The following is a 22,132-nucleotide window of genomic DNA, read 5'->3' on the forward strand; positions in this document are numbered from 1 at the left end:
ACTTTCGGGCTGTGTTAAGAATGGGGTAGGTTCAAATGGATTATGTTGTTACTGCGTTAATTTATCTATTCAACCGATGGTGGCTACTCGCTATCATTGCGATGCCATTGGCTTATTTTATTTTTTATAAAAGGTCGGGCAGTCCATCCGTTTTGGCACTCAGTGTGTTTTCTTTCTTAGGTCTTATCATTGTGTTGTCTTTTTTTCTCAGCGGGGTATTGTCGGCGCCAGTGATTCATCATTTTGGGAAGTTGGGTATTGGCTACGTCACCGCTTCAGAGAAGACGATGTTTTTCTCAGCAACGTATAAGAATTACTCCTCTGTTAGGGCAAGACTTGAGGCTTTGGATGGTGAGACCCAGCAAATTCGTTATTGGGATATGCGGTGGCGCGTTTATCCGGTCTTTGAGGGCTACGGTATACCGACGGGTAAGGAGTCATTTTTTGTGGCGAAATACATGCCTTTAAAGCCCAGTGAATTTGTGTTTATTGCTAAGTTTAGCGAAGGTGATAAAAAGCGCTATTGCCCTCAAATAAAGGACGAACTAGCTAAGATACTGCAAGAAAGAAAGCTTGTAGATCAGGAGGTTCAGCACCTGCAGCAGAGTTTATTTGGGAGTTTATCGGAAGAAGGGACAGACGCTAGGCTGCGTAAAATTCGTCGCGCCAAGGATTTGGATGAGGCTGAGCAACGCTTTAAAGCCTTATCGGAAAAACGAGATTATCTGTGGTTAAAGCGTGATTATTTAGAAAGGCTACTGTATGGCGATAATTTTTGTGAAGAATGAGGTAGTGTGGTAACCATCCTCTAGATAAAACAGCTTTTACATTGTCCCTAGCATAGGAGCGTGATTTGTCTTTTGTAGCATCGCTCATTGTTTTTTTAATTAAACAGATTTGGCCATTTGTTATTATTGGCTTGCTTGTGGGTTTTTGGGCGACGATGCGTTTTCAACCATCGATCCAGCAGCCGCCAGCTGAACAAAAGAGGCTGAAAAGACTGCGAGCATTTTTTCAGTCATGGGTAGTCGTGTTGCCAAGCGTAGTTTATTTGCTAGGCTCATATATTAGTAATCCTTTGATTTATTACACGGGCATAGAGGCAAGCGCTAAAGTGATCTCTCAAGAGCAAACAAGGACATTGCGTAATTACGAGCGAGTCCTGCAAATGAACGTGGTGTTTGTGAGGGCGGATGGCGAATTGCAAAGGAGCTCTTTTAGAACTGATGAGTTTAACCTCTACCCTAAAGATGGTCCTGCCGTTTATCCTAGGCCAGGTGAAGAATTTAAGGTGAGGTACCTGCCTAAGATACCGCGTTATTTTGTTATTCTAAATACGCTACCGATTCGGTGATCATACAATCGCAACATGTTCCAATCTATTTTACAATCGTTGATCTGGGCTATTGATAAAGTATGGCCAGTGCCGATCCTGGTTCTTATTAGCTATTTATTATGGCATGTCATACGTGTCGCCTTATATTCCACCTTGCCCATCCTGAATAAAAATCGTGGGCGCTTGTTGAGGCCAGAGTTAAGTGATATTTGCTCTGTTTTTTGGTGGATCATACCCCTATGCCTTTGTTTTGTCTGCGTATTATGCTCCCTTTTATTGGTAGAAAACACGGTGGTACGTGCGGTTAGTCGCTTGGGCCAAGCGACTAAAGCAACGGTGATTAAGCGTGAAGTGGCAGATGTTGAGGTCAATTATCAACCCACTGACAGGCTCACATTGAGTTATACCACCGCCGATCAGCAAGTGGTTGAGAGTAGTTATTTGTCCTCGTCTTATCGCTATTATCCAATTCGAGAAGTCTATCGTTTACCCGTTGAAGGGAGTGTGATCGATATTAAGTATTTGCCATATAGACTGTCTGTGTTTATTATTTTGCAAGCCAATGAGTTCAATCAAGAGTAGGGAGCAAGAAGCCCGGTGATGCTCCAAGCAATTCATAACAAGTAGCAGTAGCGTATTTTAGGACCTTAAGTCATCATGAAAATTCTATCCATAGCGATTATTTGGGCGCTTTATAAAGTCTGGCCTTTATTTATAGTTATTGTGCTGGCATTAGTTATTGTGAATCGGCTAGCACCGCCTCCTAAGCGCCACGCCATGACCGTAGTTGTTGGCTTTTTGTTGCTTGTGCTGTGTGTAGTGTCAGCATTTTTTTTGCGACCAATGATTGTGGGCTTTTTAACCAATTATTATGGTGAGGTGGCGCAGGGCAAGGTGGTTTCAAGTGCTGGGCTTAGTCGTATCCATAATGAGCAACGCGTTTTTAGAAGTCATATTATTTATAAAACGGTGGATGGTCAATTGATTGAGACCTTTTTTGATAGTGATGATTTTAATTTCTATCCTTTCCGCAATTCGGTGCGCTACCCGGCGGTGGGTCAAGAATTTAGCTTAAAGTATATTCCGGAGCTACCACAATATGTGATTATTTTGAGGGATGAGAAGAAGGAGCAATGCGAGAAATTGCGTCTTAAACTGTATGAGCTACAAAATAAATTGCAGTTTGCGCCGGGTAATGCCGACTTTTTACGTGAGATTCAGGAGCTGCTTGCGCAAATTGAGGTTCAAGGCTGTTAACGGCGGGTTTTGAGACTCAACTTAGGTCGTTTAGATTTCTTTGCTTTGCCTAAAAAATCCCCGCTTGCCGAGTTGCCAAGCATTACAATAGGAGCTTTTATTAGCTCCTTTTTTCGTGAGTCATCGCAATGGATTTTGTCTTGTCGTGGGAAGTGCTATTGCTGTTGTTTGCATTAGCAATGCTTGCTGGTTTTGTGGATACTTTGGCCGGTGGGGGTGGCTTAATTACCGTGCCGGTATTATTGTTAAGCGGCTTGCCACCAATTCATGCCTTAGCGACGAATAAAATTCAAAGTGCTTTCGGGACCATGGTGGCCACTGGCAATATGCTGCGCAGTCGCTTAATCCGGTTTGAGACGATTCGATTCCCTTTTATGATGTCCTTAATCGGCTCCGCATTGGGCACCTTATTGGTGCAACAGCTGAATGTGGCGGTGCTGGATATTGTGATTCCTATCGTGCTGGTATTGATTGGATTGTATTTTTTATTAGCCAAAGGGGCGGGTGCAGTTGAGCGTAAACCACGCATGGCAGAAAGGTCTTTTAATCTGTCGGTGGTGCCTATCATCGGCTTTTATGATGGTTTATTTGGTCCTGGCACTGGTTCGTTTTTCTCCTTGGCAAATGTCGCCCTGTGCGGTGAAAAAATTATTCAGGCTACTGCTCGCGCTAAGGCTTTTAACTTTGCCAGTAATATTGCTTCGGCGGTGGTGTTTATTGTTGGCGGTAAGGTGGTGTGGTCGGTCGGTATTGCGATGATGATAGGTCAAGTGATTGGAGCAACCTTAGGCTCCAAGGTGATGATTAGTCATGGCGCCAAAATCATTCGCCCCATTATTGTGAGCGTCTGCTTTTTGATGGTGCTACGCTATTTATGGGACAAATTCTGATTTTCTCAGTTTTACAATGGCTTAGCACGCTACTGCGGTCGCTTTTCCCTTATGATAGATAGTATCTTTAAATTAGCACAAGGATGATTGTGAGTAATCGCAAAGCAGATTTAGACGCCGAAATCCCTTTATTACTGATACCGGGCGATCAGGCCTCTGCCTATGATCCGGATGTACCAAGCCGTGAGGATATTCTGGCGTATTTTAGAGCGCATACTGATGGCCTTGCCTTAGATGATTTGATAGCGCACTTTAGGGTCGAGCGCGAAGCCACTTTGATTGGTCTGAAGCGTCGCTTGACGGCAATGGCACGTGACGGTCAGTTAATCACCCGTGCCGGTGTTTGGCATATGGTCAAATCCAATCCGGCCATTTTAGAAGGTAGGATTCAAGGTCACCGTGACGGTTTCGGCTTTTTTATACCGGACAACCCAGAGTTGCCGGATATTTTTTTACCACCCATTGAAATGCGCAAGGTATTGCACGGTGATCGGGTGCGTGTTAATCCCACGGGCAACTATAAGGGTAAGTTAGAGGGCAGTATTGTTGAGGTGTTGGAGCGTGGCACCACTGCCTTAGTGGGACGATTATTGCACGAGGACGGTGGTTATGTGGTGGTGCCTGAGGATCGTCGCATTAAGCATGATGTGTATATTGCACCCGGTGATTTAGGCGGTGCGGTGCATGGTCAGGTCGTGAGCTGTGAAATTATCCGTCAACCGAGTCGCCACTTGCCACCGCAGGGCAAAATCACTGAGATACTCGGAGAGATAGATGACCCCGGTATGGAGATTGAGATTGCGGTGCGTAAATTTGATGTGCCGCATCAATTTAGTGAAGCGACTTTAGCCGAAGCAGCTAAACTACCGACGCGGGTGATGGCGGCCGATCTGCAGGGGCGGGTAGACCTGCGTGAGGTGCCATTTTTTACCATTGACGGTGAGGATGCACGTGATTTTGACGATGCTGTGTATGGTGAGCTAACGGAGATTCCTAGCGGTCGTGGCAGCAAGCAGGCATGGCGTTTATTAGTCGCCATTGCCGACGTGTCGCATTATGTTAAACCAGATCATCCTATTGATGAGGATGCCTTGGAGCGGGGTACTAGTGTGTATTTTCCGCGCCGAGTGATACCAATGCTCCCCGAAAGTTTGTCTAACGGCATCTGCTCTTTAAATCCGCATGAGGATCGTTTGGTCTTAGTGTGTGACATGATCGTGCATGCTAGCGGTGCGCATGCTGGCACGGTGCAGGGGTATCAGTTTTATCCGGCGGTGATTTGCTCACACGCTCGTACCACCTATACCCAGGTCTGGAATATGATTCAGCAGCCAGATGGACCGACGGCTAGGGAGTTTGCCGAGATCAAAGAACAGGTGCTACAGCTGTATGAGTTATATCAGCTGTTTGCGCAGCAACGAGTGAATCGTGGCGCCATGGATTTTGATACGGTGGAGACGCAAATTATCTGCAATGAGATGGGTAAGATTGAGCAGATTGTACCCTTACATCGCAATCATGCGCACCGGATGATTGAGGAGTTTATGTTGGCGGCCAACACCTGCGCTGCTGATTTTCTGACGCGTCATAAGCGCTTGGGTCTTTATCGCGTGCATGAGAGCTCAACGCCTGAAAAACTAGGTCAATTACGTGAGTATCTGCGTGCTTTGGGATTGCATTTGGGCGGTGGTGATGAGCCAAGTAGCTTGGATTTTTCAGCCCTATTGGCTAAAGCCAAGGAGCGTGAGGATTATGAAGTGATCCAAACCATGATTATGCGCTCCATGTCGCAGGCGATTTATACCCCAGAAAACTCTGGTCATTTTGGCTTAGCTTATAGTGATTATGCGCATTTTACTTCCCCGATCCGGCGCTATCCGGATTTATTAAATCATCGGGTGATTAAGGCGACCTTAAATCGTCGCAAATACACTCCCAAGGCAGACGGCGTTGTGCGCGCTAAGGGTGAACCGCTCAAAGAGTATGAGTTCAGTGTGTGGGATCGTTTAGGGGTGGTACTGTCAGCGCATGAGCGCCGTGCGGATGAGGCTTCCTATGATGTGCAGGCCTGGTTAAAGTGCTGGTATGTGCGTGAGCATATCGGTGGCGTCTTTAGCGGCAAGGTCACCGGTGTCACCAGTTTTGGATTATTTGTGACCTTGGATAGTTTGTATGTTGAAGGCTTAGTACATATTTCTGAATTGGGTTCTGAGTACTTTCAATATAATGAGGCGATGCATGAGTTACGGGGTGAGCGTACGGGTAAGCGTTATCGCTTAACGGATGAAGTACATGTGCAAATTAGTCGGGTTGATTTGGAGGCTAGACGCATTGATTTTAGCTTGGTTAAAAACCCCCTAAGCTACGAGGCGGTGCAGCGCGAGATTCAACGAGGCGGTGAGGAACCGAGTCGACGCTATAAAAAACCCGCCAAGCCTAAACCCGAAGCATTGCGTGGCACAACGGCTAAGCAACGGCGTGAGGCACAACGCCAAGCGGCTAAGAAAAAAGCCGCCGCTGCTCGTAGTAAAAGCAGTAAAAGTAGTAAGAAGTCCGGCCGAAAATCACGTTAACTTTGATATCAATTAATCTACATGAGTGAAACACATATTTTGGCGGGCTTCCATGCGGTACAAGCTCGCTTACGCCATCATCCAGAATCCATTAAGGAAGTGTATTTTGATCAAAAGCGTCGCGATAAGCGCATGCAACAATTAGTGGATCGGGCGCAGTCGGCTGGTGCAGAATTAGTGCCGCTAAGCGTTGATGCCCTCAATGACTTAGCCAAGGGGATGCGTCATCAGGGCGTTGTCGCTTTGGCAACGCCTAGTCCCTTGGCGGTGACGATGGATGAAGTACTGGACGTGCTAGATGAGCCGGCCTTGTTATTAATTTTAGATGGTGTCACCGATCCGCACAATTTAGGCGCCTGCTTACGAACGGCGGATGCGGCCGGTGTGCATGCGGTGATTGCTCCCAAAGACCGTGCTGTGGGCTTAAATGCCACGGTGAGACGGGTTGCTTGCGGCGCAGCGGAGACCGTACCCTACATCACGGTGACTAATTTGGCACGCACCATGCGCGCTTTAAAGGAGCGCGATGTGTGGTTAGTCGGCACCTCCGATCAGGCTGAGGGTGATTTGCACTCAATCGACGCTAGGCGTGCTATGGCTTGGGTGATGGGCGCTGAAGGTGAGGGTATGCGTCGTTTAACTCAAGAAACTTGTGATGAGCTGGTGAGTATCCCGATGGCAGGCACGGTAGAAAGCTTGAATGTCAGCGTTGCCAGTGCGATTTGTCTTTATGAAACAGTGCGTCAGCGCAAGCGATAGCCTATATAAACTGCGGTTATAAGTTTATTAGCCCTAAATAAAAAAAATATTGAATAATACTAGGATTTAGCAGTCGATTAAATCCCGAGATAGTGATGGAAAAATACGGATTAAGCACGGAAATCGTGCATGCAGAGCGTCGTCAACAGATTGAAAACGGTGCTGTTCACAAAGCCATTTATACCTCCAGTCAATACGCCTATCGCGATGCCAATGATTTGGTAGCGGTATTCCAAGGTCAACCAGGTTTTTCCTATGCGCGTCAGGGTACACCCACCACGGCCAGCTTAGAAAAAGTGATTAATCAGTTGGAAGCCGGTGCAGGTACTTGCACCTTTGCTACGGGGATGGCCGCACTAAGCGCGGTGTTTTTTACTTTATTAAAGGCTGGCGATCATCTGATCAGCAGTCAGTTCATTTTTGGTAATACCAATAGTCTATTAATCAGTCTGGCTCGCTTAGGGGTTGAGGTGACGCATGTGGACGGCCGTGATGTGGCGCAGGTCAGAGCCGCTATCCGTCCTAATACCCGTATGGTGTTTATGGAGACGATCGCTAACCCCGGTACGCAGTTGGTTGATTTGGCGGCGATCGGTGATTTATGTGAAGAGCATAAGCTCTTGTATTTAATTGATAACACCATGACCACACCGTATTTGCTTAAGGGCAGGGAGGTGAAAGCCGGTCTGGTGGTGAATTCGCTCTCTAAAATGATTTGTGGTCATGCGAATGCGCTCGGTGGTGCTGTGACTAGCACCGGTCTTTTTGATTGGAGCGAGTATGACAATATCTATGATGACTATAAAAAGGATGATCCAAGGGCTTGGGGCTTGCTACAGGTGCGTAAAAAGGGGCTCCGTGATATGGGAGCCACCCTCAGTGCTGATGCGGCACATCGTATCGCGGTGGGGGCGGAGACCTTTGAGCTAAGAGTGCAAAAAAGCTGTGCTAATGCCTTGGCTTTAGCGCATTTCTTAGAGCAACATCCGGGCGTGGTGTCCGTCAGCTATCCAGGTTTAGCCTCACATCCGCAACATGCACGCGCTAAGGTCTTATTTGGTGACAAAGGCTATGGCACCTTATTGGCTTTTGAATTAGCAGAGGGTATTGATTGTATTGATTTTCTGAATCGATTAGATATCGTGTTGTTGGCAACACATTTGGGTGATACCCGTACATTAAGTTTACCCGTGGCCAAAACGATTTATCACGAAATGGGGCCTCAAAAACGTAAAGCGATGGGAATTGCCGACGGTTTACTTAGGGTTTCAGTGGGTATTGAAAATGAAAGTGATTTAATTGGTGATTTTGCGCAAGCTTTGGATTATTATAGCTAGTAGAGCTAGCAATAATCGCTTACTATAGGGGTGGGGATATGGTGAGGATGAGTGTTTTTGATTGATATGACTCAGATTTACCATATTCTGCGGTTGTTAGGGAAGTTTAGATGTTATTTTTCTTGACAACTCTCTGAATTCTAGCGATTATAGTGCTAGTGGCGCGGTAGGCATTAGTATTGCTGTCGCATCTTTTTACTATTTTTTTATAATATAAATGATATAAGGGGTTACCTGAATGAATAAGACAGAGTTAATCGAAGCAATCGCTAACGAAGCTGAAATTTCTAAAGCAGCTGCAGGCCGTGCATTAGATGCCATGATCAATCAAGTTAAAGCGAGCTTACAAGCGGGTGAGGCTGTTACTTTAATTGGTTTCGGTACATTTGATACTTCTGTTCGTGCAGCACGTACCGGCCGTAATCCACAAACCGGCGCTGAGATTAAAATCGCTGAGGCCGTTGTGCCTAAATTCCGTCCGGGTAAAGCACTTAAGGATGCGGTTAACAGCAAGAAGAAGAAAAAGTAATTTTTAAGAATTACTTTACTAAAAGCTCGATAGGTTTATCGGGCTTTTTTAATGTCAATTTATGGTAAATAGCGTTGTAAATAGTTAACTATATTGTCGCTTTTTTGCCATTTAATCCATAGAAAATCATTTTTTAGAAAAAAGGGCTTGCGTTAAATAAAAAACCTACCTATAATTATATCTTTAGTTCAGCACTGATGGGTGCTTAGCTCAGTTGGTAGAGCGGCGCCCTTACAAGGCGTAGGTCACAGGTTCGACCCCTGTAGCACCCACCATCAATTCCATCAAGTGCCCCGTCATTGCAGCCATAGCGCTGCTTTTTTTGTGTCCATTTGATTTGTCCCTTGAGCATTGCTTGACCTATTTTGTGGCTTGAGCTGAGCGTCAAGTGATGCAATCGCTCGCCTTATAAGGTGACACCATACAAATTCAGTCCTCCTTCGGAATTTTTTCCTGTCATAAGCGTATAATCAACTAAGCAATCAATAAGGAAAGATTATGCGATTATTACTGGTCGAAGATGATGTTTTCTTAGGTAGTTCCCTAAGTGAATTTCTTGCTCGTGAGGGCTATGAGGTGGATTGGGCTCAACGCGGTAGTGAGGCTTTGGAACGGATGCGGCAAGCGACTTACCCGTTGGTTATCTTGGATTTGAATTTGCCCGATATGAGTGGCTTAGAGGTGCTGCGCATGATTCGTCGCGACAAAATGCAGATGTTCGTGATGAGCTTGACTGCGCGTGATACCTTGCATGACCGAGTCGAGGGGTTAGATGCGGGGGCGGATGATTACCTCACCAAGCCATTTGAGTTACAGGAGCTAGCGGCACGGCTGCGTGCCCTAAGTCGTCGTGCCGAAGGGCAGTTGACGGATGTATTGACCGTCGGTGAGTTGACACTGGATTTAAAGCATCGTGAGGTGCTGTATAGAGGTGCGCATTTAACACTTTCGGCACGCGAGTTTGCGCTATTAGAGCGTTTGATGGCGAGAGCTGGGCATGTGGTGACGAAGCAGCAAATGGTGCAGTCTTTATCGGCGGCTGACGGTGAAATCAGTGATAATGCCATTGAGGTTTATGTATATCGCTTGCGTAAGCGTCTAGAAGATGTCAATGTCGAGATTCATACAATTCGTGGTTTTGGTTATTTGCTCGACGTCCAGTGATGATTGATGATGTCTAAACCCATCAAAAAAAGTTTTGCCGACAAAGCCAAGCGACTGTGGTTTTTATATCGACATGATAGCCTTTTTAGTCGTTTAATTAAAACCCTCGCCAAAAGTTTAGTGGTGGTGGTTGTGCTGGATTGGTTTTTGACTTGGTCCTTTGTGCGTGCGATATCTGTACGCACGATGGATGATAATAATTTGCTCTTATTAGTCCTAAGCGGTCAGTTATTTTTATTCATTATCGGTGCAGCAGCAGTCACTTATTTTGTGCGACAAGCCCTAGCCATCATTGACGATTTGGGGGTGCAGTTATCGCAGCGTAGTCAGGATGATTTATCACCGATTGAGGTGGCGGATTTGCCCTATGAGCTAAAGCCATTGGCCACTCGTACTAATTTACTGCTGGCGGATCTGCAGGAGGTGCTACAGGCACAACGGCGTTTTGTCTATCAGGCTTCGCATCAATTTCGTACGCCCTTAACTGCCTTGCGGATGGAGTCGGAGCTGATGCTTAGTCAGAATTACGACGAGGAGGTGCGAGAGCGTGCCGAGCGTATCCATCAAATTTCAGATCGTCTAATTCATTTAGGTCAGCAGCTCTTAGTGCTAGCCAAGGCCGATTCTGGTCAGCATATTAAAGACAGCTTTATTGAGGTCGACTTAAGTCAATGGGCCTTAGAAGTGGGTTCTAGTTGGGTACCTAAAATGCGTAAAGCGGGCATGGCATTACAATTTGAGGGGCCCAGCGATGGTCTGCCGGTCATGGTCAAAGTGGATCCGATGCTGCTAGAGGAGCTGCTGAGTAATTTACTGGATAATGCGTTAAAGTATGCCAGCAATGCCAAGTTTGTGACGATCAGCGTTATGTCTCAGCCGCCGCGTTTAGTGCTTGAGGATGACGGCATTGGCATCAAGGCGGGCGATGAGCATGTGGCTTTTGAATTGTTTTATCGGGGCAATGATAATGATGCCTCCGGCTCAGGCTTAGGTCTTGCGATAGTGCAGGAAATTGCGCGGGCTCATGGCGCTGAACTACGTTTGGAAACGCGTCCGCAATTTGATGGTACCCGTTTTACAATTGAGTTCCCAAATAGCAAAAAGCCTCATTAAATCGCTTAATGAGGCTTAGCAGTGAAGGTGCCTTGAGTGGCTTATTTGAGGGATTTAAGAAGCTTGGGTAGCCTCTTCCTCCTCATCTAAACGACCGAGTAATAAAAACTCCATCAAGGCTTTTTGTGCGTGCATACGGTTTTCAGCTTCATCCCACACCACGCTTTGTGGGCCATCGATCACGGTAGCAGTAACTTCCTCTCCGCGATGTGCCGGTAAACAGTGCATAAAGAGTGCGTCAGGTTTAGCGCGTGACATCATTTCACGGTTTACCTGCCAATCGGCAAAGGCACGACGACGAATCTCATTTTCTTCCTCATAGCCCATACTAGTCCAAACGTCAGTGGTGACTAAATCCGCATCCTTACATGCATCGAGTGGATTATCAAACTCCTGATAATACTCTTGTGGAATGTTTTGAATACGTGCAGGGTCTAATTGATAACCGCGTGGGGCCGAGATATGCAGTTTAAAGTTAAGCATATGTGCGGCTTGTAACCAGGTGTAGGCCATGTTGTTGGCATCACCAATCCAAGTGACAATCTTACCCTCAATATCGCCGCGCTTTTCAATGTAGGTCAACACATCGGCCAGAATCTGGCAAGGGTGATATTCATTGGTCAGGCCATTAATGACGGGGACGCGTGAGTGATGGGCAAAACGCTCTAAACGCTCTTGGCCAAAGGTACGAATCATCACTAAATCGACCATGCGTGAAACCACTCTGGCAGTATCCTCAATCGGCTCTGAGCGACCAAGTTGTGAGTCGGAAGAGGTTAGATTAATCACCATACCGCCTAGCTGGTACATGCCCGCCTCAAAAGAAACGCGAGTGCGGGTACTGGCCTTTTCAAAGACCATCGCCAAGGTACGGTCATACAGTGGCATATGCGGCTCATAGCGCTTAAACTTATTCTTAATAATTTGTGCACGCTTGAGAACATATTTAAGCTCGTCCAAGCTGAGGTCGGTTAATTGTAGAAAATGGCGAATCGTACTTTTACTTTGATTTGAGCTCATGATTTACATATCTCTCAATAGTCATAATCGTAAAGCTTAACATAAAGAGCACAGCTTTTTCTACGAAAAATGCAGGCGCTTAAACTAAATTTTGGAGGCGATTTAAAGCAACTTAATATGGGTTGAAAAAGAAAAAGGCGCATCGGTCTGATGCGCCACTGGAAGAAGAGAAGGCTTAGAATCTCTTAGGCAGAGATAGCCTTAATTGCTGCTGATAAGCGGCTTTTCTGACGAGCTGCTTTGTTTTTGTGAATGATGTTTTTATCAGCAACGCGGTCGATAATGCTAGTGGCCTTAACAAAGGCTTCATTTGCCTTGGCCTGATCGCCGCTTTCGATAGCTTGACGTACGCGCTTGATAGCAGTGCGCATCATAGAGCGTAAGCTAGAGTTATGTTTATTGCGCGCATCAGCTTGGCGTGCGCGCTTACGAGCTTGATTAGTATTTGCCATAGTAGTAAAACTTTCCTAGAAATCTTCTCTTCGTGAGTAAATAAAATGCTTGCGTGGCAAAAGGACGTACCACTGCCAAAGATAATTATTGTTGTGCTAACGGTAAGCTATAAATTTTAGCATAGCACAGGATAATTTCAATGAAATGGAGCCATTTCTGCTAATTAATTGCTTTTTTTAGCTTTTTTTGTAGGGATAAGGGCACAAAAGCTCGTGCTCTTATCTGCTTTAGATTATCGCTTCAGAAAATCTCGCACTCTGAATCCACTCACCAATAAGCTTGCAAAGTAAATCACTACGCAGCATAGTAATACTAGCGCTAATATCACTAAGCGCCACAGCACAAAGCTATTTTGAGCGGCTAACGGCCATTGCTGACTAAGATAGTAAATCAGACCGTGACTGCTGTCTTGCTCCCAACTAATCACATGGCCACAGGCTACGAGCCAGAGCGCCATGAGTAGTAGCGCAGGTAGTAAGCGCAAAAAGAAGCTGAGCCAAGCGCCACTCGGTTGATAAATATTGCGTTTACGTAAGCCACGATAGAGCAAAAAAGCGTTAAGTGTCGCACCTAAACCGATAGAAAGTGCTAAGCCACTATGCTTTAATAAAGGCACTAAGACTAAATTCATTGCTTGCGTCATGACTAACACCAATACGGCGATTTTAACGGGCGTGCGAATATCTTGCTTAGCGTAGAAGCCGGGGGCTAGGATTTTGACCGCTAAAATCCCTAAAATACCAAAGCCGTAGGCGATGACAGCCTTTTGCGTTTGAGCCACATCGGTACTGCTAAAAGCGCCATAGTTAAATAACGCGGCCACTAAACCGTCACTCAGTAAGGCAAGGCCCAGCATGCAGGGTAAACCAAGTAAACAAATTAAACGTAAGCCCCAGTCCATCAATTGACTGTAGCGTTGATGGTCTTCATTAGCATGGGCAGCCGCCAGATTAGGCAGTAGCACAGTGCCTAAGGCAATGCCTAGGAGGGCTGTGGGAAATTCCATCAGGCGATCGGCAAAGGAAAGCCAGCTGACACTGCCACCCGGCAACCAGGTGGCGATATTGGTATTAATCAGAAGGGAAAGCTGCGCTACCGAAACGCCGATGGTGGCTGGCCCCATCAGCTTGATAATGCGGCGCACCGTGCTATTTTGCCAAGCCGCTTTAAAGTTTAAACTGGGGCGTGGTAGCATGCCGATTCTTGCGAGTGCTAGCCACTGTGTGCCAAGCTGCAGCACGCCACCAATCATCACCCCTACGGCGAGGGCATAAATCGGTAAGGCAAGGTGCTCGACCAGTAAAAGCGCAGCACCGATCATGGAGAGATTTAATAAAATCGGTGTAAAGGCCGGTATTGCAAATTTGCGCCAAGTATTTAGTACCCCAGAAGCTAAGGCCACCAGGGACATACAAAAGATGTAGGGGAACATCACCCGCGTCATCCAAATGGCCGCCGCATAAGGCTCGCCACCATCACGTGCAATACCGCTTGCCATCAAGGTAACAATCAGCGGCGCAAAAATTGCCCCTAGGATACTAATCAGGAGTAGCGTAGCGCCTAGAATTAAGCTCACGTGATTAAGTAAACCTTTGACTTCAGCCTCACTGTACTGCTCCTTATAAGCCCCTAAAATCGGCACAAAGGCCTGTGAAAAAGCCCCTTCGGCAAAGAGGCGACGGAGCAGATTGGGGATTCTAAAAGCGACCCAGAAAGCATCGGTTAAGGCACTGGCACCGAAAGCACGCGCAATAATAATGTCGCGTGCCAGCCCGGTAATGCGTGATAAAAAGGTTAAGCCACTAATGGTGGCGGCAGATTTGAAAAGACTCATTATTTAGGTTGTAAGCGTATCGCACCGTCAAGACGAATGGTCTCACCGTTAATCATCTCATTCGTAATGATGGCTTGCACTAATTTGGCAAAGTCCTCTGGTTGACCGAGGCGAGATGGAAAGGGGATATCCGCAGCCAGTGCATCCTGCACCTCTTGCGGCATACCGTAAAGCATCGGTGTGCCCATAATGCCGGGGGCAATGGTCACGCAGCGGACGCCATGACGTGCCATATCGCGAGCAATGGGTAGGGTCATGGCTACCACCGCACCTTTAGAGGCAGCATAAGCCGCTTGGCCAATTTGTCCTTCATAGGCGGCCACTGAGGCAGTATTAATCAAGACACCGCGTTCGCCGGTGTCCAGTGGCTCATTATCCACCATACTAGCAGCTACTAAACGGATCATATTAAAGCTGCCGATAAGATTGATGTTAATGACTTTTTGGAAGGTTGCCAGATCATGCGGGCCGTTACGACCGACCACACGCGCTGCCGGCGCAATGCCTGCGCAATTAATTAAACCGTAGAGTGGACCTAATTCGAGCGCAGCATCAACGGCGGCCTGCGCATCGTCTGCCTGAGTAACATCGCAGTGAAGGTAGCGCTGACCGAGTTCCTGGGCCAAGGCTTCGCCTGCGGCGTCATTCAGATCGGCGATCAGCACCTTGGCGCCCTGTTGGCTTAGCATTTTGACTGTACCTGCACCTAGACCTGAGGCGCCACCAGTGACGATAAAGACTTTATCCTTAATTTCCATGAGTTGTCTCCATTGTTTTACAAAAAATAATAGCGGTAAAAGGCAACAAATGCTGTTTGCCTAATCCGCTATCATCTCTTTCTTATGAAAAATGAATAATTACTTGCCGCCTTTTAGGGCGTCCATAATTTGCTTGGTAATCTCTTCTACCTGACCCACACCCTTGATACGCACGTATTTAGGGGCTTTAGGGTCGTCCTCAGCAGCCCACTGAGAATAGTAGTCGACCAGAGGGCGGGTTTGCTTTTGGTAAACCTCTAAACGATTGCGAACGGTCTCTTCTTTGTCGTCATCACGCTGAACTAAAGGCTCACCGCTCACATCATCCACACCCTCAGTTTTGGGTGGATTAAAACGAATATGGTAAGAACGACCGCTTGCAGGGTGAATCCGGCGACCGCTCATGCGCTCAATAATATCCTCGGCAGGGACATCAATCTCAACCACAAAGTCTAGATCAATGCCGGACTCCTTAAGCGCATCTGCTTGAGGTATCGTGCGCGGGAAACCGTCAAATAAATAGCCGTTTTTACAGTCGTCCTGCTGTAAGCGCTCCTTGACCAGACCGATAATAATATCGTCAGAGACTAAATCGCCTCGATCCATCACCTCCTTGGCGGCGATGCCTAATGGCGTCTGATTCTTGATAGCGGCTCTTAACATATCGCCGGTAGAGATTTGGGGAATATTGAATTCCTGAGTAATAAAATTGGCCTGTGTGCCTTTACCGGCACCCGGAGGGCCTAATAAAATAATACGCATGGTTTTTCCTCTACTTATATAATTATAATTGCATCAAAAGCATATGCTTCAACCTAAGTTTAATTGAAGTCCTTAATCAAGGTTGCTATCTGTCTCAAGATATTAAAAAAATTTACGAACGATTTCAAGATCCTCTGCGCTATCCACGCCCGGTGCGGGTGCGGAATCGGTGAGCATGACTTGGATTTTATAGCCGTGCTCTAGGGCTCTTAATTGCTCCAAGGACTCAAGTTGTTCTAAAGGGCCTTGGCTTAAGCTAGGAAACGCACTCAGAAAATGGGCACGATAGGCATATAAACCGATGTGATGATAGGCTTGCATCTGCTCAGGCAAGCGCTTAGGTTCTGCGTTAAAGCTATCGCGTGCCCAAGGAATCGGCGCACGAGAAAAGTATAAGGCCTCAGCAGTTTGCGTTAATACCACCTTAACCACGTTGGGATTAAATAGCTTCTCAAGTTGTTGGATTGGATAGGCAGCAGTGGCAATGGCTGCCGCTGGAGAGGCAGCTAGCGTGGTCGCTACTTGATTAATCAGCCTTGGTTCAATTAAGGGCTCATCGCCCTGTACATTCACCACTATCGTGTCGGAGCTAAGCTTTAATTGCTGTACTACCTCGGCCAGCCGATCGGTGCCGGAGGGGTGCGCTGCACTGGTCATCAAGGCTTGAAAGCCATGGGCAGTGACGACCTCAAAAATGGCCTCATCATCGGTTGCTACATAGACGGCTTTGGCCGCTGAGGCTTCAGCACGGCGTGCCGTATGGACCACCATCGGGGTGCCGGCAATATCGGCCAACATCTTGCCAGGTAGACGACTTGAGGCGGCACGTGCGGGCACGACGGCAATAAAATCGGGCTGTTGCTTGGCTAAGCTCATGGCGCTATGGTCTAACTACAACTACTTCGATTTCAGTGTAGCGCTATCAATCGCACGCTCGGGTAGCAAAATAGGCAGCCCATTTTCGATAGGGTAGGCCTTGCCATTTTTATCACAAATTAGGTAGTTGCGATCCTCGCTTAGGCGTAGCGGTGCTTTGGCAATAGGGCAAAGCAATTTTTTAGTAATTAGTTCGTGCATTTTTTTAATTGATTCAACAAATAGAGGCTTAAGTATAAGTCAATTCTGAATCAGTTGCTCAACCCTATCAAAGAATTTGCTATCTGAAAATTCTGCGCGCACTTTTAAAAACCAAAAACGGGCATCGGCAAAGTCGCGACATTTGATGGCATCCTTTTCCGTCATTAGAATAATTTCTTCTTGTATTCCACTAAAATCCGCCGCGCTAAAGGCATGATGGTCAGGAAAAGCGAGTTGCTTTTGCATAGGGATTTGCAGTTCTTTTAAGCTGTTAAAAAAACGTTGTGGATTACCAATACCTGCTAAGGCAGCGATAGGGCGGTGTTGGAACTGCGCTTGCCACGCTGCGACGGCGATGGATTCACCGCTTTGCAGATTGATCATATCGGTCGGACTTAAGTGCATCGCTAGCTGATAAGGCTTAGTCGTTGAGCTTGAGCTGGCACTGGGTGCGAGTTTGTGGTTGCGATTGGTGATAATAAAATCGACTTCAGCAAGCTTGTCGGCAGATTCTCTTAATGGACCCGCAGGTAAAAGACGACCATTGCCAATGCCACGCTCATCCTGCAGCAGGATTTCTACGTCACGATGCAAGGCGAGATGTTGTAAGCCATCGTCAGCAATAATCACATCAGTCTGGGGGTAGTGGGCGAGTAGGGCTGCAATTGCCAAAGCGCGTTTAGGGTGCACGGCAATGGGCGCATATTGCGCGAGCAGCGCCGGTTCATCACCAATAAGCTCGGCTTTAGCATGAGGGCCAGCGGCGACCCTAGCATCCTTGCCAATGCTTACCCCATACCCGCGGGAGATAATGCCAGGCACTCGACCTTTGCTTTTTAGGGCTTCTGTCAGGGCTGCCACGACTGGCGTTTTACCCGTGCCGCCAACGTAGATATTACCTACGACAATCACGGGGCAAGGCGCCTGATAAACACGCAAATAGCCTGTTTGATAGAGTCGCTTTCTAAGCTTTTGAAGCGCGCCGTTGAGCGCTGCCAGGGGAAGTAGGGCTGTACTCAATGCACCACCACTTTGCCACTGCGCCTGCAAGCGCGTGCTGAGCGTGTTGTTCGATTGGCTTTTGCTGGTGTAAGAATGCGTTTTCATTGGACAATCAATTAGCTAGGGAACTTACCCACAAAAGCTGTGGATAACTTTGTGAATAAATCACAAGATGTCTGTTATTATACGTAGCCTAGCGATGATTGTTCAATTACTGGGCAAAATCTCAAAAATGGAATTTACTATTTAAAATCAATAGCTTGTGATGGTTTTATTAAGCGAAGCTTGAGGAGCTTGCTGTAAACTAGCTGTTTCTTGATAAAAAACAGACATTCTCTCAGCTTGTGGACAACTTCAAATAATTTTTAGAAAAAAGCGTTGATACTACCGAATAAAATCGCATCAAGCAATCGCTATAATTAATTTTCAAAAAAATCCTCCATCTCATCATTTTTTAAGAATTCTTGTAAGATAGTAGAAGCCAAATAGGGGTGAAGTTTGAGGATGTACGTGTAAGTGCTTAGTTTCATGAGCGCTTTTGGGATTTGATTTTGTAAAAATCATTAATCCACAAAAAATGTGGATAACTTTGTGAATAACTTAGCGAGTATCCGTAGTTATACGTATCCTCAGGGCAGTTGCTTAAAAAGGGCGCAATATTTTTGAAATATTAATATACCTTATTTTTCAATAGTTTATGGGGATTTATTAAGGTATTAAATTAGAATTGAGCGCTAAGGAATCAATTTTTTCTGTGTTAAACCACTATTTTCGCAGTTGTGGAAAAGTAATTGTCTTTTTTAATAAATGAGTGGATTTTTGCGTAATTATTTGCTATGGACTTGGAAAAAGTACTTTCTGTTACAGAATTAAGTCATCTGATTAGTCAAACCTTGGAGTATCAACTACCCCTATTCCGGGTGGAAGGCGAAATCTCTCAAATCACCAAAGCCTCTTCAGGGCATTATTACTTTTCGATAAAAGATGAGTTTAGTGCTATGAATGCAGTGATGTTTCGCGGGCGTGCGATGGCCTTGGATTTTCAGCCGAAACAGGGGGATATGGTTGAGCTCAAAGGCAAGTTGTCTTTATTTGCGGCCAGAGGTTCTTTGCAAATTCAGGTCGACGAGATGCGGCGCGCGGGTCTAGGCACGCTCTTTGAGCGCTATTTGCAGATACTGGATAAGCTTAAAAAAGAGGGCTTATTTGATGAAGATCGTAAACTCGCCATTCCCGCCTATCCTCGGCGCGTGGGCATTATTACATCCTTACAGGCCGCTGCCTTACACGATGTGCTAACCGCGTTAAGGCGTCGAGCGCCGCAATTTCAAGTGACGATTTATTCTAGTTTGGTGCAGGGGGCAGAAGCGGTTGATGCATTGATGCGAGCCTTAGCGCAGGCTGAATTACGTCAGGAAGTGGATGTGATTTTACTGGTGCGGGGTGGTGGTAGTTTAGAAGATCTATGGTGCTTTAATGATGAGCGCCTTGCGCGTATGATAGCCGCTTGTACGATACCGATTGTGAGCGGGGTAGGGCATGAGACGGATGTGACTATTGCGGACTATGTGGCCGACTTACGTGCGGCAACGCCCACGGCGGCGGCTGAGCTTATTAGTAAAGCGGCCTATACCTTACCAGCGATCTTAAAGGATTATCATCAGCGGATTGGTCGGGTGATGCTGCAGCTGCTAGCTGAGCGACAAGCTCGTTTTGATGAATTGCAGCCACGTTTAAATCGTCATATGGAACGTATTTTGCTAGATAAAAGCTTGCGTTATGATGAGTTACAGCAGCGTTTAGTGGCACCGCAACGTTTATTGACGCAATATGATGCACAACGCCTACAAATGCAACAAGCGTTGCAACGTCAATGGCTTAATTTATTTACAAATAAACACAAGCTATTGGAGGGGTTATGTTTGCGTTTAGCATCTAGAAAGCCTAATATAGAAGTAGAGTGCGATCGCTTAAGCCAGTGGCGGGAGCGACTCCATCGAGCCGTTGCGCAGCAATTAAAAACTCATCAACAAGTATTTGAGCAACAACGTCAGCTGTTGCATAATATGAATCCGAAGCAGGTTTTGCAGCGCGGATTTTCCATTGTGTATGATGCTGAGGGACAGGTAGTCCGAGATGCGGATCAATTGCGCGTTGATGATGAGCTTCAGTTAGAGTTTGCCAGCGGTCGTGCTGCAGTACATGTCAAATCATTAAATTTTAAGGAGCAATGATTTATGAGTAACTTTACTTTACCTCCATTACCCTATGAGATGAACGCTTTAGAGCCCCACATTTCTAAGGAGACACTTGAGTACCATTACGGTAAGCACCACCAAACCTATGTGACTAACTTAAATAATCAGGTACCTGGTACTGAGTTTGAGGGTAAATCGCTAGAGGAGATCGTTAAGTCTTCAAGTGGTGGTATTTTTAATAACGCAGCTCAGGTATGGAATCACACCTTCTACTGGAACTGCTTATCGCCTAATGGCGGTGGTCAGCCTAGCGGTGCTTTATTAGATGCGATTAATGCTAAGTGGGGCAGTTACGATGCCTTCGTTGAGAAGTTTAACGCTTCTGCTGCGGGTAACTTTGGTTCAGGTTGGACCTGGTTAGTGAAAAAGTCTGACGGTACAGTTGATATTGTGAATACTAGCAATGCCGGTACGCCTTTAACCACGGACGATAAGCCCTTACTTACCTGTGATGTGTGGGAGCACGCTTACTACATCGATACGCGTAACTCTCGTCCTGAGTACTTAAAGAACTTCTGGGCACTTGTTAACTGGAAATTTGCTGAGGAAAACTTCGCTTAATTGCTAGCTTAGTTTAAGTCTTTCGCAAGGCGCCTTAACTGTCTACCGGTTGGGGCGCTTTTTGCTGTGCTTATCTTGCGGCGCTTATATCGCGACTTTTTATGCCGCCAATCATTCAACATCATGAGTACAAATAAAGCGACTTTAATCGGTCTTGTGGCTATTTTTCTCTGGAGCTCAATCGTCGGCCTAATTCGTAGCGTCAGTGAGTATATGGGTGCTACCGGTGGGGCCGCCATGATTTATACGGTTGCTTCGGTGTTATTGCTGTGCTCTGTGGGTTTTGTGCGGCTAAAGGACTTTCCTAAGCGCTATTTGGTTTGGGGAAGCGTGTTATTTGTGGCCTATGAGCTGTGCCTGGCTTTGTCCATTGGCTATGCCTCAAATGCCATACAAGCGATTGAGGTGGGGATGGTGAATTATTTATGGCCCACCTTTACCATTGTGGCAGCGATCCTATTTAATCGTCAGCGAGCCAATTTCTTAATTATCCCCGGTTTTTTGATTTCAATCTTAGGCATCTTCTGGGTTTTGGGGGCTGAGCATGGCGTCGATTTCTACCGCATGCTGAGTAATATTCAGACGAATCCCTTAAGCTACGGTTTAGCCTTTTTAGGCACATTGATTTGGTCGGCTTATTGTGTAGTGACGGCAAGAATGGCGCAGGGGCATAATGGTATTACGCTCTTTTTTATGCAGGTGGCGCTCAGTTTGTGGCTTAAATACGGCCTAGAGGCGAATCAAACTATTCACTTTAGCACTGAGGCATTGATTTATTTGATATTGGCTGCCATTGCCATGGGCTTTGGCTATGCCGCATGGAATGTGGGTATTTTATACGGCAATGTCACTATTCTTGCGGGCGCTTCCTACTTTATCCCTGTGTTATCGGCTGCCTTGTCGATGGTGCTATTACGTACACCGCTCTCATGGACCTTTTGGCAAGGGGCGATCATGGTCTGCGGCGGGGCGATTTTATGCTGGTTAGCTACCGGTGCAGGCAAAAAGTCATCGCCATGTCGCGCTGAGGCGCCGGATGAGGGCGAGGCCTCATCCGGATCAAGTCGATGTTTATAAACACGCTCGAATGACATCATTAATTGCAGGCACCACAGGCTCACGCTGAAATACCTTGAGGTGCGCATGAATGGCGCCTTGACCATGGGTGGGGAGGGCAATTTCAATGATGGCTTGTGGTTGATTGCTGTCCGGGCTAGGTACCGCACCGCTCCAAATATCGGTTGTGCGAGGACGTACATAAGCGCTTTGCTGATAGGCTTTGAGCTTGTCATTTAAGCACATGGCTAGGACTTCAGGTACTTTGTCGGTGCCTTGATCGAAGGTACGTACATACGTTTCATTGCCCACAGTCTGGGTACCGAATGAGCCACACGCCGTGAGTAATAAGCCGCTAGCTAAGGCAACTGCCGGTAATAATCGTTTTTTCAT

At 46.5% G+C, this 22,132-nt stretch carries 23 protein-coding genes and 1 tRNA gene; 15 read left to right on the forward strand and 9 right to left on the reverse strand.

The features are described 5' to 3' along the window. Positions 1-35 precede the first annotated feature (35 nt). The 12 genes from HMPREF3144_RS10250 (at position 36) to HMPREF3144_RS10305 (ending at position 10,958) form a co-directional block, all read left to right on the forward strand. Positions 36-788, forward strand: coding sequence for a hypothetical protein (locus HMPREF3144_RS10250; RefSeq protein ID WP_070477776.1), 753 nt, complete (start codon positions 36-38; stop codon positions 786-788). 65 nt (positions 789-853) lie between these two features. Then, the gene (locus HMPREF3144_RS10255) at positions 854-1,354 is read left to right on the forward strand and encodes a hypothetical protein (RefSeq protein ID WP_018026938.1); all 501 of its coding nucleotides are present in this window, start codon (positions 854-856) and stop codon (positions 1,352-1,354) included. 15 nt (positions 1,355-1,369) lie between these two features. Further along, complete coding sequence (locus HMPREF3144_RS10260; protein WP_018026939.1) at positions 1,370-1,918, forward strand: hypothetical protein; 549 nt, start codon at positions 1,370-1,372, stop codon at positions 1,916-1,918. A 75-nt stretch (positions 1,919-1,993) separates the two neighbouring features. Further along, positions 1,994-2,593: a hypothetical protein gene (locus tag HMPREF3144_RS10265; protein ID WP_048767066.1), complete on the forward strand. Its 600-nt coding sequence runs from the start codon at positions 1,994-1,996 to the stop codon at positions 2,591-2,593. A 128-nt stretch (positions 2,594-2,721) separates the two neighbouring features. Next, on the forward strand, positions 2,722-3,483 hold the full coding sequence (locus HMPREF3144_RS10270) for a TSUP family transporter (RefSeq protein ID WP_070477777.1): 762 nt from the start codon (positions 2,722-2,724) through the stop codon (positions 3,481-3,483). Positions 3,484-3,566: 83 nt separating this feature from the next. Continuing rightward, the gene (gene rnr, locus HMPREF3144_RS10275) at positions 3,567-6,056 is read left to right on the forward strand and encodes a ribonuclease R (protein WP_105885590.1); all 2,490 of its coding nucleotides are present in this window, start codon (positions 3,567-3,569) and stop codon (positions 6,054-6,056) included. A gap of 21 nt (positions 6,057-6,077) precedes the next feature. Then, positions 6,078-6,815 carry a 23S rRNA (guanosine(2251)-2'-O)-methyltransferase RlmB gene (gene rlmB, locus HMPREF3144_RS10280; RefSeq protein ID WP_070477782.1) on the forward strand — a complete coding sequence of 246 codons (738 nt, stop codon included), beginning with the start codon at positions 6,078-6,080 and terminating at the stop codon, positions 6,813-6,815. A gap of 95 nt (positions 6,816-6,910) precedes the next feature. After that, the gene (locus tag HMPREF3144_RS10285; protein ID WP_070477783.1) at positions 6,911-8,152 is read left to right on the forward strand and encodes a cystathionine gamma-synthase family protein; all 1,242 of its coding nucleotides are present in this window, start codon (positions 6,911-6,913) and stop codon (positions 8,150-8,152) included. 238 nt (positions 8,153-8,390) lie between these two features. Further along, on the forward strand, positions 8,391-8,681 hold the full coding sequence (locus tag HMPREF3144_RS10290) for an HU family DNA-binding protein (RefSeq protein ID WP_018026945.1): 291 nt from the start codon (positions 8,391-8,393) through the stop codon (positions 8,679-8,681). A gap of 199 nt (positions 8,682-8,880) precedes the next feature. Further along, positions 8,881-8,956, forward strand: a tRNA-Val gene (locus HMPREF3144_RS10295). A gap of 223 nt (positions 8,957-9,179) precedes the next feature. Next, complete coding sequence (locus HMPREF3144_RS10300; protein ID WP_070477785.1) at positions 9,180-9,845, forward strand: response regulator; 666 nt, start codon at positions 9,180-9,182, stop codon at positions 9,843-9,845. Positions 9,846-9,854: 9 nt separating this feature from the next. Further along, positions 9,855-10,958, forward strand: a complete 1,104-nt coding sequence (locus tag HMPREF3144_RS10305) for a sensor histidine kinase (RefSeq protein ID WP_246823958.1) — start codon at positions 9,855-9,857, stop codon at positions 10,956-10,958. Between the two features lie 54 nt (positions 10,959-11,012). Here HMPREF3144_RS10305 and argF read toward each other — a convergent pair whose 3' ends face one another. The 8 genes from argF to lpxK all read right to left on the reverse strand — a co-directional run bounded on the left by argF (position 11,013) and on the right by lpxK (position 17,969). Beyond that, positions 11,013-11,978, reverse strand: coding sequence for an ornithine carbamoyltransferase (gene argF / locus HMPREF3144_RS10310; RefSeq protein ID WP_070477787.1), 966 nt, complete (start codon positions 11,976-11,978; stop codon positions 11,013-11,015). 185 nt (positions 11,979-12,163) lie between these two features. After that, positions 12,164-12,430: a 30S ribosomal protein S20 gene (gene rpsT, locus HMPREF3144_RS10315; RefSeq protein ID WP_018026949.1), complete on the reverse strand. Its 267-nt coding sequence runs from the start codon at positions 12,428-12,430 to the stop codon at positions 12,164-12,166. A gap of 233 nt (positions 12,431-12,663) precedes the next feature. Continuing rightward, a complete protein-coding gene (murJ, locus tag HMPREF3144_RS10320; RefSeq protein WP_070477789.1) occupies positions 12,664-14,265 on the reverse strand; it encodes a murein biosynthesis integral membrane protein MurJ in 1,602 nt (533 codons plus the stop codon). Further along, positions 14,265-15,023: a 3-hydroxyacyl-CoA dehydrogenase gene (locus tag HMPREF3144_RS10325; protein ID WP_070477791.1), complete on the reverse strand. Its 759-nt coding sequence runs from the start codon at positions 15,021-15,023 to the stop codon at positions 14,265-14,267. Before HMPREF3144_RS10325 ends, murJ begins: the two co-directional genes overlap by 1 nt. Positions 15,024-15,122: 99 nt before the next feature. Next, complete coding sequence (gene adk / locus HMPREF3144_RS10330; RefSeq protein WP_070477793.1) at positions 15,123-15,785, reverse strand: adenylate kinase; 663 nt, start codon at positions 15,783-15,785, stop codon at positions 15,123-15,125. Between the two features lie 102 nt (positions 15,786-15,887). Beyond that, positions 15,888-16,661, reverse strand: a complete 774-nt coding sequence (gene kdsB, locus HMPREF3144_RS10335; RefSeq protein WP_070477795.1) for a 3-deoxy-manno-octulosonate cytidylyltransferase — start codon at positions 16,659-16,661, stop codon at positions 15,888-15,890. A 21-nt stretch (positions 16,662-16,682) separates the two neighbouring features. Further along, positions 16,683-16,862, reverse strand: coding sequence for a Trm112 family protein (locus tag HMPREF3144_RS10340; RefSeq protein ID WP_018026954.1), 180 nt, complete (start codon positions 16,860-16,862; stop codon positions 16,683-16,685). 39 nt (positions 16,863-16,901) lie between these two features. Then, positions 16,902-17,969: a tetraacyldisaccharide 4'-kinase gene (gene lpxK / locus HMPREF3144_RS10345; protein ID WP_070469441.1), complete on the reverse strand. Its 1,068-nt coding sequence runs from the start codon at positions 17,967-17,969 to the stop codon at positions 16,902-16,904. 731 nt (positions 17,970-18,700) lie between these two features. On the opposite strand from lpxK, the gene xseA reads away from it, so the two are divergent. The 3 genes from xseA to yddG all read left to right on the forward strand — a co-directional run bounded on the left by xseA (position 18,701) and on the right by yddG (position 21,760). Beyond that, positions 18,701-20,098 (forward strand): exodeoxyribonuclease VII large subunit, encoded by a 1,398-nt coding sequence (gene xseA, locus HMPREF3144_RS10350; protein WP_070477797.1) that lies wholly within the window; start codon positions 18,701-18,703, stop codon positions 20,096-20,098. Positions 20,099-20,101: 3 nt separating this feature from the next. Then, positions 20,102-20,683, forward strand: a complete 582-nt coding sequence (sodB, locus tag HMPREF3144_RS10355; RefSeq protein ID WP_018026957.1) for a superoxide dismutase [Fe] — start codon at positions 20,102-20,104, stop codon at positions 20,681-20,683. 120 nt (positions 20,684-20,803) lie between these two features. After that, a complete protein-coding gene (gene yddG, locus HMPREF3144_RS10360; protein ID WP_141742776.1) occupies positions 20,804-21,760 on the forward strand; it encodes an aromatic amino acid DMT transporter YddG in 957 nt (318 codons plus the stop codon). On the opposite strand, the gene HMPREF3144_RS10365 is transcribed toward yddG, so the two are convergent. Further along, positions 21,755-22,132: a hypothetical protein gene (locus tag HMPREF3144_RS10365; RefSeq protein WP_018026959.1), complete on the reverse strand. Its 378-nt coding sequence runs from the start codon at positions 22,130-22,132 to the stop codon at positions 21,755-21,757. The two genes, yddG and HMPREF3144_RS10365, sit on opposite strands and share 6 nt — an antisense overlap.

Source organism: Oligella sp. HMSC05A10 (assembly GCF_001808335.1).
GTDB classification, from domain to species: Bacteria; Pseudomonadota; Gammaproteobacteria; order Burkholderiales; family Burkholderiaceae_B; genus Oligella; species Oligella urethralis.

What these genes read in the sequence shown, in the direction of transcription:
- HMPREF3144_RS10250 (WP_070477776.1), top strand. Translation starts at nt 36, where the DNA reads ATGGATTATGTTGTTACTGCGTTAATTTATCTATTCAACCGATGGTGG.
- HMPREF3144_RS10260 (WP_018026939.1), top strand. Translation starts at nt 1,370, where the DNA reads ATGTTCCAATCTATTTTACAATCGTTGATCTGGGCTATTGATAAAGTA.
- HMPREF3144_RS10265 (WP_048767066.1), top strand. Translation starts at nt 1,994, where the DNA reads ATGAAAATTCTATCCATAGCGATTATTTGGGCGCTTTATAAAGTCTGG.
- HMPREF3144_RS10270 (WP_070477777.1), top strand. Translation starts at nt 2,722, where the DNA reads ATGGATTTTGTCTTGTCGTGGGAAGTGCTATTGCTGTTGTTTGCATTA.
- rnr (WP_105885590.1), top strand. Translation starts at nt 3,567, where the DNA reads ATGATTGTGAGTAATCGCAAAGCAGATTTAGACGCCGAAATCCCTTTA.
- rlmB (WP_070477782.1), top strand. Translation starts at nt 6,078, where the DNA reads ATGAGTGAAACACATATTTTGGCGGGCTTCCATGCGGTACAAGCTCGC.
- HMPREF3144_RS10285 (WP_070477783.1), top strand. Translation starts at nt 6,911, where the DNA reads ATGGAAAAATACGGATTAAGCACGGAAATCGTGCATGCAGAGCGTCGT.
- HMPREF3144_RS10290 (WP_018026945.1), top strand. Translation starts at nt 8,391, where the DNA reads ATGAATAAGACAGAGTTAATCGAAGCAATCGCTAACGAAGCTGAAATT.
- HMPREF3144_RS10300 (WP_070477785.1), top strand. Translation starts at nt 9,180, where the DNA reads ATGCGATTATTACTGGTCGAAGATGATGTTTTCTTAGGTAGTTCCCTA.
- HMPREF3144_RS10305 (WP_246823958.1), top strand. Translation starts at nt 9,855, where the DNA reads ATGTCTAAACCCATCAAAAAAAGTTTTGCCGACAAAGCCAAGCGACTG.
- argF (WP_070477787.1), bottom strand. Translation starts at nt 11,978, where the DNA reads ATGAGCTCAAATCAAAGTAAAAGTACGATTCGCCATTTTCTACAATTA.
- rpsT (WP_018026949.1), bottom strand. Translation starts at nt 12,430, where the DNA reads ATGGCAAATACTAATCAAGCTCGTAAGCGCGCACGCCAAGCTGATGCG.
- murJ (WP_070477789.1), bottom strand. Translation starts at nt 14,265, where the DNA reads ATGAGTCTTTTCAAATCTGCCGCCACCATTAGTGGCTTAACCTTTTTA.
- HMPREF3144_RS10325 (WP_070477791.1), bottom strand. Translation starts at nt 15,023, where the DNA reads ATGGAAATTAAGGATAAAGTCTTTATCGTCACTGGTGGCGCCTCAGGT.
- adk (WP_070477793.1), bottom strand. Translation starts at nt 15,785, where the DNA reads ATGCGTATTATTTTATTAGGCCCTCCGGGTGCCGGTAAAGGCACACAG.
- kdsB (WP_070477795.1), bottom strand. Translation starts at nt 16,661, where the DNA reads ATGAGCTTAGCCAAGCAACAGCCCGATTTTATTGCCGTCGTGCCCGCA.
- HMPREF3144_RS10340 (WP_018026954.1), bottom strand. Translation starts at nt 16,862, where the DNA reads ATGCACGAACTAATTACTAAAAAATTGCTTTGCCCTATTGCCAAAGCA.
- lpxK (WP_070469441.1), bottom strand. Translation starts at nt 17,969, where the DNA reads ATGAAAACGCATTCTTACACCAGCAAAAGCCAATCGAACAACACGCTC.
- xseA (WP_070477797.1), top strand. Translation starts at nt 18,701, where the DNA reads ATGGACTTGGAAAAAGTACTTTCTGTTACAGAATTAAGTCATCTGATT.
- sodB (WP_018026957.1), top strand. Translation starts at nt 20,102, where the DNA reads ATGAGTAACTTTACTTTACCTCCATTACCCTATGAGATGAACGCTTTA.
- HMPREF3144_RS10365 (WP_018026959.1), bottom strand. Translation starts at nt 22,132, where the DNA reads ATGAAAAAACGATTATTACCGGCAGTTGCCTTAGCTAGCGGCTTATTA.